This window comes from Dubosiella newyorkensis, from assembly GCF_001945605.1.
Classification (GTDB): Bacteria; Bacillota_I; Bacilli_A; order Erysipelotrichales; family Erysipelotrichaceae; genus Dubosiella; species Dubosiella newyorkensis.
The window spans coordinates 1-16998 of record NZ_MPKA01000081.1; the positions used below are offsets into that span (position 1 = coordinate 1).

Here is a 16998-nt window from a genome sequence, read left to right on the forward strand (position 1 = left end):
GCAATACGTGCCATTGTTCCTCCTACTAGTTTCCTTGTCTCTGTTTGTGTTTTGGATTTTCACAGATCACCATTACACGACCTTTGCGTCGGATCACTCGGCACTTGTCGCAGATTGGTTTGACAGACGGTCTAACTTTCATACACGTCCTCTACTTTCTTCTAAAAGTAATACGCCCACGTGTTAAGTCGTATGGAGAAATCTCCACTGTGACACGATCCCCTGGTAAAATGCGAATGTGATGCATACGAATTTTACCAGAAACGTGAGCCAAGATCTCGTGTCCGTTTTCTAGCTTTACTTTAAAAGCAGCATTTGGTAATGTATCGACGACAATGCCATCGATCTCGATCATATCTTGTTTTGACATGGAATTTACACGCCTCCTTTATTTGATGAAATGATATAATGCATAAATTGCCAACTATCATTTTAACAAACAATACACCCTTTGACAAGGTAGAGAAAAAAAGAAGGTCTCCCTGAGACCTATCGATTTACATTTTGTTTTGGATCCATTCGATCGCAAGATCGACCGCGTCATCATAATTGCTGGACACGAAACCAGACCCTTCATCGATGTTCGCTTCTGGATAGGCAGCCTCGAGATCATCGATCGATTTTTGACGGCCCGCTCCTCCATTGATCACGAAAGGAACGATCCTTTTCCCCGCTAATTCGCCTTTTTGATGAAGTTCATCCAAAGCCGTAAAAACAGGCATCGGCGCCGTTCCGCACCAATTTGGAAAACCTAAAATAATCGTGGAATACTGTTCGATATTTGGAACGGGTCTAGCCAGCTCCGGACGCGCGTTGGCGCCAAGATCACGCAAAGCCTCCTGCACGCAGACATCGTCATTCGTACTATATGGATATTTTGGTTCGATCTCAAATAGATCAGCGCCCGTTAGATCGGCAATGCTTGTCGCGGCGCGCTTCGTCGTCGAATTCGCTGGATGATTTCCTCCAAAATACATGACAAGTGTATCTTTCATAAACACACTCCTTCCTATCAATGAAATAATTATACAAAAAAAGCACGATAAAAAGTAGTATGATGAAAGGAAAAGAAAGGGCCGTTTATGATCAACCTACAAATCGAGATCTTCCTTCTATTAGCGATCGGATATATCCTCTCAAAAAAACGCATCATCACTCACGAAGTCAAAACAAAGCTCACGACGCTCTCTTTATCCCTTATTTTGCCGTGCGCCATTATCCGCTCTTTCGAGCTCGATATCACATACAAAGATTTTCGAATGTGCTTTATCGTCCTCGTTTGTTCTTTCGCGATCCAGCTTCTCTATGCACTTGTCAATCAATGGATGTGGAATAGTGAAGAGCCGCAAAAAGCGATCAACCTGAAATATGGGACGCTCGTCTCGAATGCGGGCTTTTTTGGAATGCCTATCGCTCAAGCCGCGTATGGAGAGCTTGGACTTTTGTTCGCTTCCTTTTTCTTGATCCCGCAGCGCGTCGTCATGTGGTCAGCCGGTCTTTCGTTATACACCACCAAAACGAGCTGGCAAGAAAAAGTGAAAAAAGTAATCACGCATCCATGCATTATCGCTTTAGCGATCGGCTTTGCGATCTTGCTGATGAGGATGAAAGGAATCTATCTTCCAAGTTCGATCGATCAAACGATCGCAGCTATCAGCGCCTGCAATACTCCCATTTGCTTATTCGTGATCGGCGCGATGCTCGAACAAAGCGAAACCAAAGACCTTTTTTCGAAAACGATGCGGAAATATTGTCTTCTTCGTCTACTCATTCTTCCCGCCATTGTTTTAGTGATCATGAAATCGTTCCAGCTCCCTCTTTTAGCGATCCAGATCTGCGTGATCGAATCCGCAATGCCAGCGGCTACAACGAGTGCGATGCTTGCTTTACGCTACGATCAAGATCCGGCATTCGCAAGCAAAATGGTGTTCGTATCGACCTTATTTTCTCTCTTCACTTTGCCATTATGGCTTTATATCTTGTAAAAAAAGCTAAGGACCAACCTTAGCTTTTTAATACCATTCGCAAAATATCATTCACTTTACCTTTTGGAAGCCCAACCACATTTGAATACGAACCATCGATCTTTTCGACAAAATCGCATTCTTGGATCCCATACGAACCAGCCTTGTCGAGGCAAGTTCCTTTGTTCACGTACTCGACGATATCTTGGGCGCTCAGTTCACGAAACTGTACATGCGTCGTTTCTGTAAAAGACAGATCTTCATGCGGCAAACAAATACAAACTCCCGTTTTGACTTCATGCGCTTGTCCGCTCAAATCGACAAGCGTGTCTACAGCTTCTTCTTTCGTTTTAGGTTTGCCTAAGATCTCATTTTGAAAACAAACGACCGTATCGGCTCCGATCACACAAGCGTTCGGATAAAGCTTCTGCACTTCTTTAGCTTTTCGATAGGCAATCAGCTCGATCGCTTGATCGATGCCATTTTCTAGTTCTAACACTTCTTCGCCATTGGCTGGCTGGACCGTAAACGTATATCCAAGATCGCTCAAGATCTCTTTTCTTCGACTCGATCCACTCGCTAATATTATTTCCATATCGTTCCCTGCGGATGCCTTCCTTTTCATGCCGCAAGTTAGAGAGTTTTGAAGCTGCTTTCTCATTTTACCACAACAATGCTCATTTCTCTACAAACTATACCCGATTGGTGCCTTGCGCTTCATATACCAAATCGAAAAAAGAGCGCAAGGAACAAATCCTGCCAGCATGACAACAACGATCCGTAAGATCAAAGAAGAAAAGAGCGCTTCCGGACAGATTTCAATCATAAAATCCGTCCTAGGATCCAACAGCCATAAGTCATTGGTAAAAAAGAGTTCATGGAACTTGATCCAAAAATCTGTAAAATCCGTCAAAGCCCAAAATCCGATCACGAGCAAAAACACACCAAAACAAAGCAAGCTTTGAAAAAAGCCGACACAGCAATTGGCGATCACTTTTTTCATCGTTCTTTCTCGAATATAAAACAAACAAGGAACCGCGATCAAGATTCCAACACAAATTTTCAATGCCAGCATCGCGTTTTGATAAAGTTGGCGAACATCTTTCATATGCGCTTTCTCTTTTGCATTGTAGATTTGGACAACGTGTCCATCACGGACCATCGTCCCATCCATATTTGACCTCTTGCCCGTAATGTAGTCAAGCATCATCGCCATGCTTTTATTCAGATCTTGATTGCTGACTCCTAGTTCGTCTGCCAGCTTTGTTTTCTCATAAAACTGCGCGTAAAATGAAGCATCAAACGCCACGATCCGTACCGAAGAAAAAAGGATGGTCAAGATCAAGGACCATCCAAACAACAATCGCATGACTTGGTTCATTCGATCGCCACCAGTTCGACTTTATCAACGACATCTAAAGAACTCATCAGCCGCGCAAGCTCGTCGGCGCTCATTTCGATCTTATTGATATCGATCGTTAGCGTGACCGAAGCGATCCCGTTGATCGGGATCGATTGATTCAAAGCGAGAATATTCGCCTGCAAGTTCGAAAGCATCGAGAGCACAGAAGATAAAGCGCCCGTTTCATGCTTTAAAATAATCGTATAGATCGCTTTGCGCTTTGAATCGTCTTGATTGAACGCAAAGACGGCGTCTTTGTATTTATAAAAGGTCCCGCGAGAAATGCCGACCATCTTGACGGCTTCCGAGATCCGGCGCGCTTGGCCGCTTTGAAGAAGCGTTTGCGCGGCCATGACTTTCTCTAGCACTTCGGGCAAGATCTCGCTCGATACTACATAATATTTACTCATAAACGACTTCAGCTCCTCGCTCATCCACGTTGACAAAACGATACTCGATCGAATCCATGCTTTTAGCTAGCTCATGCAGTGGCTCCTCCTGGATCGAGAGCGAAAGCATTGTCGAACCACTGCCGCTGATCCATAAAGGAAGAAGCGCGTCATGGGCTTTCTTTTGATACACCGCGAAATCTTGAATGAGCGCGCAACGATAAGGCTCATGCAAATGATCGTTCGAACACAAGTTCAAGAGCGTTTGATCGCCTATCTCGAGCGCTTCGGCCATCAAGAGCGCGTTGGCCACTTGCTCCTTCGCTTCTGAGAATGGAATCGATTTTGGAAGCACTTTGCGCGCCTCTTTCGTGCTCAATTCATGATCGGGAATGAGCGCGAGGCCATACCAACGGGGTGTTTTCAATTTTTTCGTGATCACCCTTCCTTGAAATTTTGAAGAGACGCAGACTCCTCCAAACAGGGCGGGCGCCACATTATCGGGATGTCCCTCCATTTCCGTAGCGAGCAAAAGCAGATCTTCTTTGCTCAAACAGGAATCATACCACGCGTTGGCGGCCATCATTCCTGCTACGATGCATGTAGCCGAGCTGCCTAGGCCCCGGGCAAAAGGGATCGAAGAATCGATACGCAAATGAAAAGGGATCCTCTCTTTATTCAAAAAGTCGCAAACGCGATAAAAGGCCTGTACGACTAGATTGTTTTCATTTTGATATTCGCTTGGGCAGCCTTCGATCTCTAATTTTTCAGCATGAGTAAACGTAAATGTCCCTCGCCAATCGAGAGCGAGTCCCATGCAATCAAATCCAATACAACAATTGGCGCTTGTTGCCGGAACGCTCACCTTGATCATCGTACTTCGCCTAACCCTTTCTCGACAACTTCTTTCATTTCCTCGACTGAAATGACACCGGAATGGAGAATATCCATCGACTCGAGTTGCGCTAGGTTGACCGGGATCGGATCTTGACAATGCGCTGAGAGTTTTTTTAGCGCGTCCCATTCGTCACTCGCCTCTTTAGAGAGCGCGTCCAACACATCGACGCTGAATTTATAAGGGGAAGCGGTCGCGAGCGTAACTATTGGCGTGCTGGAATTTGTCATCGATGCCACGCGATATCCGATCGCCGTATGCGGATCTAGGACGATCCCTTCTTTTTCATACACGTCTTTGATTGTTTCTTTTGTTTGTTCATCGCTTACAAAGTCGCCCGAAAATAGAGCCTGGATCTTTTGAAGCGTCTGGGCATCGACCTCGTAACGGCCTTTTTCTTGAAGATCTTTCATCCAGGAAGCGACTTTTTGATGATCTTGTCCGCTCATATAGAAAAGCAAACGTTCAAGATTGCTGGAAACTAGAATATCCATGCTTGGAGAAATCGTTTGGATAAACTCGCGGTTTTTATCATAAACGCCTGTGTTCAAAAAGTCGGTGAGCACTTTATTGGAGTTGCTGGCCACATAAAACCGCTCTACTGGAAGACCCATCAAATACGCGTAATAGCCGGCGAGAACATCGCCAAAATTGCCAGTCGGTACGCTAAAGGAGACAGGCTCTCCTAGATGGATCACGCCATCTTGAACGAGTTGTTTATAAGCGTCGAAATAATATACGATCTGAGGAACGAGGCGTCCGACATTGATCGAATTGGCGCTGGTGAGAAGCACATCATGTTCTTCCGCTTTTTGATGAAGCTCTTGATCGAGGAAGAGCTGTTTGACTTGGCTTTGGGCGTCGTCAAAATTCCCTTCGATCGCATATACGCCTACATTGTTCCCTTCCTGGGTAGCCATTTGGCGATATTGGATTTGACTGACTTTTTCATGAGGGTAGAAGACACGAATGCCAATGTGGTCGACATCTTTGAAGCCGGACATGGCGGCTTTTCCTGTATCGCCGCTTGTCGCTGTCAAGATCAGCGCTTTCTTTCCAGCGGATTTGAGCGCGGTGGACATGAGTTGGGGCAAAAGCGTCAAAGCGACATCTTTGAAGGCGCTTGTTGGTCCATGGAACAATTCGAGCACATAAAGATCGCCCACTTTTTTGACAGGCGTGATCTTGTTGGAGGCAAAGGACTTGTCGTACGCATTGTGGACGCATGCTTCCAGCTCCTCTTTTGTATAGTCTGGTAAGATCTTTTCTAATATATACTGTGCATTTTCAATGTATGATTGTTCAACGATCGCGTTGAGATCGAGATCGACCGTGTCGATGGCTGGCCATACGTATAAGCCTCCATCGGGCGCGATCCCATTGAGAATGGCTTGTTTGCTCGTGGCGTTTTGTTTTGGATCTCGTGTCGATTCATAAATATTTTCCATCTTAACTCCTCCTTGAAAAACAACAACTCCTATGATACGATGTTCTCGTTTTAAATACAAGTGTTTTCTAACAAGAAACAAGGAGGGTATGAATGAACGCAGTATTGCTTGGATATGGAACGGTAGGAAAAGGAGTCGAGCGGTTGTGCAATCAAGTGGCAGACTTGAATTTGACGAACGTTTTCGTTCTTCCTCAATTTGAAGATCTGCCTTACTTTACAAACGATGGCGAAAGGATCGTCACCGATCCAGATACGGATATCGTTTTTGAATGCTTGAGTGGCACTGAGCCTGCCAATACTCTGATCACAAAAGCTCTGGAGGCTGGAAAGCATGTCATCACTTCGAACAAGGCGGTCGTTTCTCCCAATCTTGAACGATATGTCGAATTGGCAAAGCGGTATGGCGGCTCGATCCAGATCGAGGCGAGCGTGGCTGGCGGCATTCCTTTTTTGGATGCGATCTTAAAGCTGCAGCGCCTAGAAGAAATCGATGGTTATGAAGGGATCTTCAATGGAACGAGCAACTACATCCTCGATCAAATGCAAAAGGAGGGTGTCGCTTTGAAGGACGCTTTGAAAGAAGCGCAAAAAAGAGGCTACGCGGAAGCCGATCCGACCAACGATATTGAAGGGATCGATGTGTTCTATAAGACGAACATCACGAATATGCTTGCGTATCAAACGAAAAACGATGCGATCTTGCCGCCTCTCGGTATTTCTAAGATCGATCAAAAAGATATCGAATACGCCAAAAAACACAAAAAGGTCATTCGTCATATCGCGCGTTCGATCCAAAAAGGAAACGCGTTCGCGAGCGTGATCGCGCCTGCTTTTTTGGACGAGGAGAATTATTTGGCGAATACGCCTTCGAACTACAACGCGCAGCTTTTATTCGCCAACTCGTTCGATCAGCTTGGTTATTTTGGTCAAGGGGCTGGTCAGCTGGCCACAGCGCAAGCGATGCTTGCCAACGCTTTGGACACGATGGAGCATAGAGAACGAAAGATCGTTTTGAATAACGATAAAAAAGTCGACAATTCGATCCTTCAGGAAGATTGGATCGTCCGCTCGAAAAAAGACTTGGCTTCTTTATTGCCAGTTCGACAAGAAAACGAATATTTCTTGTTTGAAAAGAAAGATCCGACATTCATTGCCACAGTGCAAGAGATCGATCCAGAAGCGATGATCGCGTTGTGGAAATAAAAAAGAAAGTATGAAAGGAATCAGAGAGCCATTATGTTAAAAATCACGAAGTTTGGCGGTTCGTCGGTCGCGGATGCCCGTCAATTCAGAAAAATCAAAAAAATCATTGAAGCCGATCCGGATCGTAAGTATGTCGTGGTCTCGGCGCCAGGACGTCGTTTTTCTTCCGATCCAAAATTGACGGATCTTCTCTATTTGCTGGATGCGCATCGTCAATATCATGTGGACGCGAGCAATGTGTTCCAGTCGATCAAAGAGCGGTTCATGGAGATCAAAACGGAGCTGGATCTAAAGCAGCCGATCGAAAAAGAGCTGGATGCGCTGTATACGAATTTGAACCAGCTCTCTCAAGCCGAGATCGTTTCTAGGGGCGAATACTTTTGTGCTAAACTCATGGCCGAATATTTGGGCTTTCCTTTCGTGGACGCGAAAGATGTCATCCGCTTTCGTTTGGATAAAACGATCGATTGGGACGCGACACGGGCCAAGCTGGAGACTAAGACGGCGCAATTTTCGAATTTTGTGATGCCTGGTTTTTATGGCGCGACAAGTCACGATCAGATTCAGGTGTTTTCGCGTGGGGGCGGCGATATTTCGGGTTCGATCCTCGCCCAATGCTTGGATGCGGATGTGTATGAAAACTGGACCGATGTTTCTGGTTTTTTGATGGCGGATCCTACGATCGTCGAGAATCCAGAACCGATCACGCATATTACGTATTCGGAGCTAAGAGAGCTTTCGTATATGGGGGCGAGCGTCTTGCATGAGGAAGCGATCTTCCCTGTCAAAGAGAAAAATATTCCGATCCATATTTTGAATACGAACCGTCCTCAAGATTTTGGAACGATCATTCAAGAACGCACGAAATACAAGGCGCCTTATTCGATCACTGGAATCGCGGGCAAAACAGGGTTTATGTCGATCTATATTTATAAAAAACACATGTCTAACGAGGTTGGATATATGCGAAAGGTGCTCTCGATCTTGGAAGACTATAACGTGAGTATCGAGCATATTCCTTCGGGGATCGATTCCTTTACGATCGTGATCCAGGAAAAGGATATAGAAGATCGGCTTTATGAAATGTTGGCGCGGATCAAAAAGGAATTGAAGCCGGACGAGATCCGCACGCAAGATAAGATCGCGCTCATCTCGACGGTGGGCAAAAGCATGTCGGCTCGGCCTGGAACAAGCGGCAAGCTCTTTGGAGCGTTGGGTCAAAATGATATCAATATTTTGATGATCGCCCAAGGCAGCGACGAGATCAATATTACGGTTGGTGTGAGCGAAGAAGATTTTAAAAAGACGATTCATGTGATCTACGATACATTTGTTCAAGAGGAGGAATTGTTATGAAGACAGTAGCGATCGCGGGTGCGACTGGAGCGGTTGGGGCTCAAATGCTTGAATGTTTGAAGGAACGAAAGATTCCTGTCAACATCAAGCTTTTAGCGAGCGCTCGTTCGAAAGGCAAGATCATCGATGGTCTTGTGGTCGAAGAATTGAAAGAGGACTCGTTTGATGGTGTCGATTATGTGCTTGGCGCTTGTGAAAACGATGTGACAAAAAAGTGGATGCCTTGGGCGCAAAAGGCGGGTTGTGTTGTGGTGGATAATTCGAGCGCGTTTCGTTTAGAAGATGACGTCCCTTTGGTCGTTCCGGAAATCAATGCTCAAGATATTCAAAACAATCAAGGGATCATCGCCAATCCAAATTGTTCGACGATCATCGCTCTTGTTGCGTGCGATGCTTTGAAAAAAGAGTTTGGGATCAAGCGGATGGTCGTGACGACGATGCAGGCTGTTTCAGGCGCTGGTGTCAAAGGAATTCATGATCTAGAGACGCAGATCATCGATCCAAACGCGCCTAGAGAAGCATTCCCCTATCAGATCGCATTCAACTTGATTCCTCAAATTGGCGATTTCGACGATCTTGGTATTTCTAAAGAAGAATGGAAAATGCAAAACGAAGGCCGCAAGATCTGGCACGATCCTGATCTTTTGGTCAACTGCACGTGTGTGCGGGTGCCTGTTTTAAGAAGTCATTCGGAAAGCATTACTTTAGAGTGCGAAAAAGAAGTCGATGTCGAAAAGGCAAGAGAAGTCTTGAAAAGCGCGCTTGGCGTGCAGCTCAAAGACGATCCGCAAAACAAAGTGTATCCGATGCCGCTCGATACGACAAATCAAGATGATGTGTTTGTCGGCCGAATCCGCAAGGATATCACCGATCCGGAAGGAAAGACGTTATCCTTATTCTGCTGTGGAGACCAGATCCGTAAAGGCGCGGCCACGAATGCGGTGCAGATCTTAGAAAAGCTTCTCGAGCAAAACTAAGATGGCCTACATACGTAGCGCGAGAAAAGAGGACGCGAGCCGTCTTTCAGAGATCTACGCTCCTTATGTGGTTGAAACAGCCATTACTTTTGAGTATGAGATCCCTTCCCTAGCCGAGTTTGAAAAAAGAATCGAGACAACCAAAGAAACGTATCCGTACCTCGTGATCGAGGAAAACAGTGTCGTTCAAGGCTATGCGTATGCTAGCCCGCTAAAAGAAAGAGCCGCCTATGACTGGTCATGCGAACTGTCGATCTATTTGGACAAGGGAGCGAAGCATAAAGGATATGGAAGAGCGCTCTATGAAGAACTTGAAAACAAATTAAAATCGATGGGGATCTTGAATTTGTATGCGTGTATCGGCTATCCGATCGTGGAAGACGAGTATTTGGATATGAACAGCGCGAAGTTTCACGCGCATCTAGGCTTTCAAAAAGTAGGGCATTTCCACTCATGTGGCTATAAATTCAATCGCTGGTACGATATGATCTGGATGGAGAAGATCATTGGCGATCATAAAAACAAGACCGAATGTTGAATAGGACATCCGGTCTTTTTTGATTGGATATGCAAGCTATCTCAAAAATGGGATCAATGATAAATTCATTTCATCTGCGAATACGCTTATTTTTTATCTCGTCTAAGAAAAAGATAAATCAAAATACAAATCAATATCGCTGTTATCGCGATATAAAACCCTTTTTCCCATGAAGCAGGAATAATGGCATGTATGATCCATGAAAAAATCATCCCGATCAAGATTCCTAATAACATTGTCTTTACACTTTTATTCATAGCTATTCCATCCTTTCTTTATTATGAATATAATATAATGAAATTTATGTAAATTAAAGAAAATGAATTAGCTTCGAAATTAAAAAGTTTAAAAACTATGATTTTAACGGAAATAAACAAGAAAAATACAATCAAGAACGCTTATAGCAGGGCCCCCTACAGCGCTTCTTCAATCGTTTTGTTTACTGAGAACGTCTTTGATATCATCCGAAACGACAGAATCGTAAGAGAACACATTAGTTTCTTCTCTTTTAGTATCATCATTAAACGTGAATTCACTTTCGATTTTTGAAATCTTATCTCCATCCGATTCGACTTGAATGAGCACTTCTTTTGGTTTTCCATCATCTTTGATTTCGCCTCGCGAGTAGGAGATTGTATACGTATCATCTTCCTTCTCCACTTTATACACTGAATTCAACTCCATTTTATGATCTTCATTTTCCTCGAACGCTTCGCCAAAGATTGAATAGACAAAAATCGCTTTTTGGTTGGCAGGATCCTCGTTTTTTGAAATTTTGTCGTCTTCAATGACGAAAGATCCATTTTCTTCTATAGCTTCTCCTTGCAACAAGACACCGTCTTTCAAAATTGACCAACCATAATGTGGTGGTTCTGTTTCATTGAACGTCAACAAAGTGTAGTTTTTTTCTCCCTCTTCCCACGCATTGAAATCCGTCCCTTTGGGATTAAGAGCATCCACATTCAAGATTGATTGATCGACGGATGAATCGATAACGCGGATGACTTCTTCTGCTGGATCGACCGATTGGGGTTCTGTTCCTGTACTTGTACCACAACCTGACAACACGACTAAACTACCTAGAACACTAATCATTGTTTTTTTCATAGATTCTCCTTCTCCTCTTCATGCCTTATAGATATTTCTCCATCTACAAATTCTAATATCGATTCATCGTGGGATACTATAATAATGATTTTATCATGCTTCAAACATTTCAGAACTTCATATAGTGCTAATTTGCTATTATTATCCAAATTATTTGTTGGTTCATCTAAAAGTATAATTGGTCTATTTGTATTCAAGTAGCCAAACACAGCAATTTTTTGTTGCTCTCCTCCTGATACTCCAGAAAAATTAAATTCTTTTCTACTAAGCAATTGTTTTATCTTAAATTTTTCAAAGAGATCTTCCGCATATTCATTTGCAAAATTTATATTACTGTCATTATTTTTCAATAAATATTTTAAATGTAATTTAGAAACATCTTGAAATAAATAACTTATATAATTTTTTCTATATCTATAACAATCCAATTCAGATAATTCATAACAATCCAGTTTTAGTTCCCCTATATACTCTCCACTATTCAATCCTGAAATAATGTCTAAATAGGTAGATTTTCCTATTCCATTATCACCTTTAATTAAATACAGATTACCTCTTTTCAATATATTATCTTCATACTTGATTAATTCAGAATCCGGTCTATATTGGAATGATAAATTTTCTGTTCTAACTATGGGAGTATTTGTTGATAATTCAAATTTTTGCTTTGGGAATTCTTCTACTTCCAAACTTAACAATTTATCTATTCGCAAATAGCTAGCTTTTTGCTCCGCATGCGAATTCATAAAACCATAAATCGACTCCACGCTGCTCAAGAACATGTTCAAGTAGGTTATAGATGCTATAAAAAGTCCAATTGTCAAATTCCCATTGATAACTTTGATTCCTCCAATGATGAACAAGGTAATCTGGGGAATATATTTAGAGAGCATGATTATCTCCATCACTTGAACGGAAACTTTTTGTTTTTTAAGCAAATTGTCTAATAGTTGTTCTTTTTTTTCGTTTACCGCATCAACAAGTTCTAAATCATGATGAAATTTCAAGTATTTCCAGTAATTTAACCATTCGAATACTGAAGAATAATACTTTGTCTGTGAATTTAGATACGTTTTATTAGCAGCAGCAATTTTATCTTTATTAAGACAAAAATAAGCAAAATAGAGCAAGCCACTTAGTGTTGAAACAAATAATAAAATTAAATCTATTTTTATAATGATATACCCAAGAAACAATATCTGTATTATGGTTAAAATAATTTGAATCACACTTTGATAAACAAAATTAATTAAAGCATTGCTATCATTCGTTATTTGCTGAATGGTTTCAGTTACATTCATTTTTTCCAAATATGATTTCTTACACATTAAAATGTGATTAATTATAGCTGAGATAAAATCATTAGATGAATTCAATTGTATATATGAACATATTTTCAAATTTATAGAATATAAAATGACTGATATAATTTGCAACAAAGTTAATACAATTATAACTCTTACTAAGCTATGAACAGATCTATGTAAAGTTATAAAATCGACTATTTTACCATTTATATATGGAACTAATATAGATATCACCAAAGTGATACATTGGATACAGAAGTATAAAGATAGACTTTTCTTATATTTTTTCAAAAAAGAAAAAATAGTTTTATACATAATCTGCCTTTCAGTCAAATAGTAATGGAAAAGAAGTATATGCTTCTTTTCCATTACTCTAAATTTAACTAAACAAATCAGAAATATTCATCATACCCGCTTTTGCTGCACAAGTAGCAGCACAGTTATTTGCGCAATTATAGCAAACTCCTGTGTTGGTATTATTACAGTTTGCATTACACTCAATTGAACATGTTCCTTTGCAAGCGTTTGCTCCGGTATTACAATTTAATCCACAACTAACATCGCATGTGGGGCAAGCATTTATAGAATTCATAAAATCCTCCTTATTAAATATTAACAATTCGCTTGTTTTCAAAATCGACTTGTAGCTCATAATTCGAGTTTTCGAGATTTAATTCTTTAATTTTTTTTGACCACCAATTTGTATATTCTGCATTAATTTGAGAATATGTACTGATTAAATCTTTCATAAGATTCGCAGAAATCCCTTCGCTTTTAATTAAAGCCTCTAAAGCTAGCTTCTTTTCAAATACATTCTTGATAAATTCTAAATCTTCATCAGATAAGGCATATTCAATATTCATCGTTCATTTATCTCCTTTTTTTACTCGTAGTAATATCTGTCTTCAACTGTTTTATCTAAGATATTTAAAATAGGATCCATTACTGGATTATCACTAATATGGATTGTGTTTGGAAAAACCTCGTTCAATATTCTTGCAGCAACAATTCTTTCTATGTTTGATTTTTTACATTGAAAAGAGGGAGAAACATTGTACTCACCACAATATCTTCTATTAAGAATCCTACAATTTCTACACTGACTTGCATTACAATTTCTACATAACGGATTCTTAGTTTGAAATAACAGAATATTCTTTTCTGGTATTCCATCTTTATAGATTGATCCTATTGGATTTTCACCTTGCGAATATGAATAATGGCACGAGTAAATATTTCCATTTGGAGCTATAGCAATTGATTTATCACCTGGAGAGCAATCATTACTATTTCCATACAATAAATCAGATAAAACATTAATTTTCTTCTCTCTATTGGTACCTTCATATTGATGTTTAATAAAAATGGCGATTTGTTCAATCTGATCTTTATAAACAGCAAAATCAAATTCACTATCAAATCCCAAAATATTTAATTCAATCTCATTACTGTGAAGAAAGATGACCCTGATATATTGGGCTAAATTTGATATTTGATTCTGCGAAATATTCAGAATAATCTTTTTACAAAATATTTCAGATTCGTTCAAATTTTTGACCTCATCACCCTCCAGAACTATCGAAAACAAATTAAAGGTATCTTTCATAGTAATCGCTTTTTTAAAGGGTATAATGTGATGAATTGTATAATTTTCAAAAGACTTATCCAAAAAGACAGTTTCGTCCATTGAGCAATCATGAACAAGAAATATTTCGCTAAACCGATTTCTTGAATATTCTAAAGCATCGAATAAAGTTTCGTAAGACATCTTTATGTCTTCAGGTACTCTTCTTTTTTCTCCACAATAATCTACATATTCGTTACTGAGAAGAATATATGTTTTGTTCTGCTGTTTTGGAATCTCCTCTCTAGCAATACCTTTTTGATTAAACAATCGACTGAAATAATAATCATTAGCTCTAACTCTAGCCTTGTGCATATTACAAATATACTTAGCATGCGAAAATATAGTTTTAGAACTTGAATCATCATAATTGAAGCCTTGACAAAAATCACATCCACGAGCTGCGGGACAGTTTTTACACTCGTCGTCTAACTGATCATTTTTTGTTGCCACTAAGAAAGGTCGAAGTCTTTCTTTATAAATTCCTTGTACCATATTCCCAATTCTAATTTCAGGATTTTTATCTAGCGAATAATCTTTGAATCTCATGCATGGATAAGTATATCCATCAGGACCAAAAGCCCTCATTTTTCCCGATCCACAACTAGTAACACTCAAATCATCTTCGAGCAAATACCCTCCAATAGAATCCAAAAATAATGTGCAGTAGATTTTATCATAGAAGTTATTTTCTATAATATAGTCGGCAAGCATTTTTAACTGTTCCTCAAAAATTAAATCATCACCTTCTTTCCATACATTTTCGAATACTACATTGGCTGATATATGAGTAAATCCCAAATCAATTAGATGAACAATGCTTGAATACAGCAAAGGAAGATCGGCTGAAGAAAAAGTAACCTTTGTTCCTGGTACGTGATTTTTCAAGTATTCGGGAATCCCTTTAATGATCACATCATAAGAACCTGAACCGTCCTCGTACACGCGCATTAAATCATGCTTTTCTTTTGTTCCATCCAATGTAATTCCCAGAGACACCTTCCCCTGGTTTTTTTTTCAAAAATTTTTGAACACGATCAACTAAATACATAGTTCCGTTTGTACCAATGTTAAATCTGTAATTCCACCAACAAGGTTTATCCAATTGAAAACTTTTAATTTTAAAGTAATCACAAATCTTATCGATTAAATCTATTTCCAATAACGGTTCTCCACCGATGAAATCTACAATAACCATTTCTGGAACGTGATCGTTATTTAAAAACTGATCAATTTGCTTTTTAGCAACATCAAATGTCATTTTCTTGTTGCTGGATTTATTTAAGATATAACAATATTTGCATCTTAAGTTACAATCTTCCGTAACAATAAACGTAATTGTTTTAGCAATCCCTTCCCCCCATGAAGGAACGAATTTCCCAACCAAATAGTCACTCATAATCTAACCTCGCATAATATGAAAACAATCAGAACATGAGACGGAGTTGTGTTTTTGAAGTCTCCAGGCTCTGATTTCCTACCCCCATACAGCGATTGGAAATCAAACTTTTTTCTCGGTTCATTCGAATTGCTTTCATTCTCTTTCTTTAGATAATGGTTACGCTTTAAATGAAGTTTTCGTCAATCTCCTTGCGTTTTCTTTGGAAGTCTTCCTAATTAAGACTTATTCTTCTCATCTCAAGACTATCTCCGAATACTTGAATCTTTCAAAATATAACCATTCAAATTTCTGCAAAAGAGTGAAAGAATATTTACCACCATGAAAATAAATCTGGAGAAATTCATCCATTTATCTACATAGCGAAATGTCGATCGACATCTTCCGCAGTATCCATATAAACTAGGCTGAAATAACAGCCAATCTGTTTTTGAAAAAACCTTCAGAGTTTTGCTTTTGTAAAGTTCTTTTCTATACTCCAATTTTTCTCGAAGCAAGTGTAAAATCAGCTATTGCCCTAGTACATTGAATTTGCTCATTAAAGATAGCTTTCAACATACTTTTCCTTTCTAACTAAGCCTTTGTTTTCTGCTTAGGTTTATTCTAGAATCGAAATTGTGAATGTGTATTTGAGTTGTTTTCCTTGTAGCTTTGACTACCTTAGAAAGGATCTTGCCACTTCGGTGTTTTGAAACTGCTATCAGTTTGATGAGCCTTGAATTCGTATCGCACCAGGATCAGTTCTTCATCGCTTGTGGCTTTGACACATTGTTCACCATTCGAGGTTCACTATGATTGCGATCGGTATCGATATCGGCAAATTCAAACACTGCACTGCTGTTTATGACTCTTCCTTTTTACTTATGAACGCTATCATGCCAAAACTCTAGAAAATGAGAAGTCACACTCTTTTATTTCTTGCCATTTATCAAAAGAATCTCAACTTTACTAAAATAAAACACTTTCTTTCGATATCCATACAAGTCAACATGTTTTCTATTTCCACATCCAGCCTCAAGCTGAGGGCTTATTTTTCATTTATGCCCGTCATTCGTCCCAAAAGGATGACTTATTTTCCAGCAATCATCCACTTGATGATGTTCGGGACAGTATTGAGGCAGAAGAAGTATACTACCAACAAATACCGCTGTAATTAGCTTTAAAAGTTTCTTTTTCATAACATATTGTCCTTTCTTTATTATAAATATGATAAAATTTATACAAAAGAAAAGGAATGAATTTCTTTCGAAATTCAAAAATGGCAGTGTCAATATTTTTGTGTAAATTGTTTTCTTAGTAATTAGTTCTGAGTTTGTTAAGGTGAATGAGCGAACACTAAGAAAAGGCATGCCTTTTCTTAGTGTTCGCTGCTCGTCGGCTGACGGGA

General features: G+C 40.0%; 19 protein-coding genes. 5 read left to right on the top strand and 14 right to left on the bottom strand.

Translation table 11 applies throughout. From position 1 onward, the window contains the following. Positions 1 to 25: 25 nt before the first annotated feature. From rpmJ to BO225_RS07890, 3 genes are all read right to left on the bottom strand, one after another. Positions 26 to 142, bottom strand: a complete 117-nt coding sequence (rpmJ, locus tag BO225_RS07880) for a 50S ribosomal protein L36 (protein ID WP_003866328.1) — start codon at positions 140 to 142, stop codon at positions 26 to 28. A gap of 9 nt (positions 143 to 151) precedes the next feature. Next, complete coding sequence (gene infA / locus BO225_RS07885) at positions 152 to 370, bottom strand: translation initiation factor IF-1 (protein WP_016318255.1); 219 nt, start codon at positions 368 to 370, stop codon at positions 152 to 154. 127 nt (positions 371 to 497) lie between these two features. Beyond that, positions 498 to 995: a flavodoxin gene (locus BO225_RS07890; protein WP_076341701.1), complete on the bottom strand. Its 498-nt coding sequence runs from the start codon at positions 993 to 995 to the stop codon at positions 498 to 500. A gap of 87 nt (positions 996 to 1082) precedes the next feature. Between BO225_RS07890 and BO225_RS07895 the strand changes: the two genes are divergently transcribed. Then, entirely contained in the window at positions 1083 to 1985 is a 903-nt protein-coding gene (locus tag BO225_RS07895; protein ID WP_076341702.1) for an AEC family transporter, read from the top strand. Positions 1986 to 2004: 19 nt separating this feature from the next. Here the strand turns inward: BO225_RS07895 and BO225_RS07900 are convergent, their stop codons facing one another. The 5 genes from BO225_RS07900 to thrC form a co-directional block, all read right to left on the bottom strand. Then, positions 2005 to 2559: a Maf family protein gene (locus tag BO225_RS07900; RefSeq protein WP_076341703.1), complete on the bottom strand. Its 555-nt coding sequence runs from the start codon at positions 2557 to 2559 to the stop codon at positions 2005 to 2007. A 90-nt stretch (positions 2560 to 2649) separates the two neighbouring features. Then, entirely contained in the window at positions 2650 to 3345 is a 696-nt protein-coding gene (locus tag BO225_RS07905; RefSeq protein ID WP_076341704.1) for a TIGR01906 family membrane protein, read from the bottom strand. Next, the gene (locus BO225_RS07910; RefSeq protein ID WP_076341705.1) at positions 3342 to 3776 is read right to left on the bottom strand and encodes an ACT domain-containing protein; all 435 of its coding nucleotides are present in this window, start codon (positions 3774 to 3776) and stop codon (positions 3342 to 3344) included. Before BO225_RS07910 ends, BO225_RS07905 begins: the two co-directional genes overlap by 4 nt. Continuing rightward, positions 3769 to 4629: a homoserine kinase gene (gene thrB / locus BO225_RS07915; RefSeq protein WP_076341706.1), complete on the bottom strand. Its 861-nt coding sequence runs from the start codon at positions 4627 to 4629 to the stop codon at positions 3769 to 3771. Before thrB ends, BO225_RS07910 begins: the two co-directional genes overlap by 8 nt. Then, positions 4626 to 6098 carry a threonine synthase gene (gene thrC, locus BO225_RS07920; RefSeq protein WP_076341707.1) on the bottom strand — a complete coding sequence of 491 codons (1473 nt, stop codon included), beginning with the start codon at positions 6096 to 6098 and terminating at the stop codon, positions 4626 to 4628. The genes thrB and thrC overlap by 4 nt, the downstream gene beginning before the upstream one ends. Before the next feature lie 92 nt (positions 6099 to 6190). Between thrC and BO225_RS07925 the strand changes: the two genes are divergently transcribed. From BO225_RS07925 to BO225_RS07940, 4 genes are read left to right on the top strand one after another with little or no spacing between them, the layout of a single operon-like run. Further along, entirely contained in the window at positions 6191 to 7303 is a 1113-nt protein-coding gene (locus tag BO225_RS07925; RefSeq protein WP_076341708.1) for a homoserine dehydrogenase, read from the top strand. 33 nt (positions 7304 to 7336) lie between these two features. Beyond that, a complete protein-coding gene (locus BO225_RS07930; RefSeq protein ID WP_076341709.1) occupies positions 7337 to 8659 on the top strand; it encodes an aspartate kinase in 1323 nt (440 codons plus the stop codon). After that, complete coding sequence (locus tag BO225_RS07935) at positions 8656 to 9636, top strand: aspartate-semialdehyde dehydrogenase (protein ID WP_076341710.1); 981 nt, start codon at positions 8656 to 8658, stop codon at positions 9634 to 9636. The genes BO225_RS07930 and BO225_RS07935 overlap by 4 nt, the downstream gene beginning before the upstream one ends. Before the next feature lies 1 nt (position 9637). Then, positions 9638 to 10174: a GNAT family N-acetyltransferase gene (locus BO225_RS07940; RefSeq protein ID WP_076341711.1), complete on the top strand. Its 537-nt coding sequence runs from the start codon at positions 9638 to 9640 to the stop codon at positions 10172 to 10174. 426 nt (positions 10175 to 10600) lie between these two features. On the opposite strand, the gene BO225_RS07945 is transcribed toward BO225_RS07940, so the two are convergent. The 6 genes from BO225_RS07945 to BO225_RS12755 form a co-directional block, all read right to left on the bottom strand. Then, positions 10601 to 11281, bottom strand: coding sequence for a hypothetical protein (locus BO225_RS07945; protein WP_076341712.1), 681 nt, complete (start codon positions 11279 to 11281; stop codon positions 10601 to 10603). Beyond that, positions 11278 to 12957, bottom strand: coding sequence for an ATP-binding cassette domain-containing protein (locus tag BO225_RS07950; RefSeq protein ID WP_083632153.1), 1680 nt, complete (start codon positions 12955 to 12957; stop codon positions 11278 to 11280). The genes BO225_RS07945 and BO225_RS07950 overlap by 4 nt, the downstream gene beginning before the upstream one ends. A gap of 236 nt (positions 12958 to 13193) precedes the next feature. Next, positions 13194 to 13451 (bottom strand): hypothetical protein, encoded by a 258-nt coding sequence (locus BO225_RS07955; RefSeq protein WP_076341714.1) that lies wholly within the window; start codon positions 13449 to 13451, stop codon positions 13194 to 13196. Between the two features lie 20 nt (positions 13452 to 13471). After that, the gene (locus tag BO225_RS07960) at positions 13472 to 15193 is read right to left on the bottom strand and encodes a radical SAM protein (RefSeq protein ID WP_143356802.1); all 1722 of its coding nucleotides are present in this window, start codon (positions 15191 to 15193) and stop codon (positions 13472 to 13474) included. Then, positions 15168 to 15611, bottom strand: coding sequence for a 4Fe-4S cluster-binding domain-containing protein (locus tag BO225_RS12030; protein WP_083632155.1), 444 nt, complete (start codon positions 15609 to 15611; stop codon positions 15168 to 15170). Before BO225_RS12030 ends, BO225_RS07960 begins: the two co-directional genes overlap by 26 nt. A gap of 1034 nt (positions 15612 to 16645) precedes the next feature. Next, on the bottom strand, positions 16646 to 16998 hold a 353-nt coding region (locus BO225_RS12755), incomplete at its 5' end, for a hypothetical protein (RefSeq protein WP_233120310.1).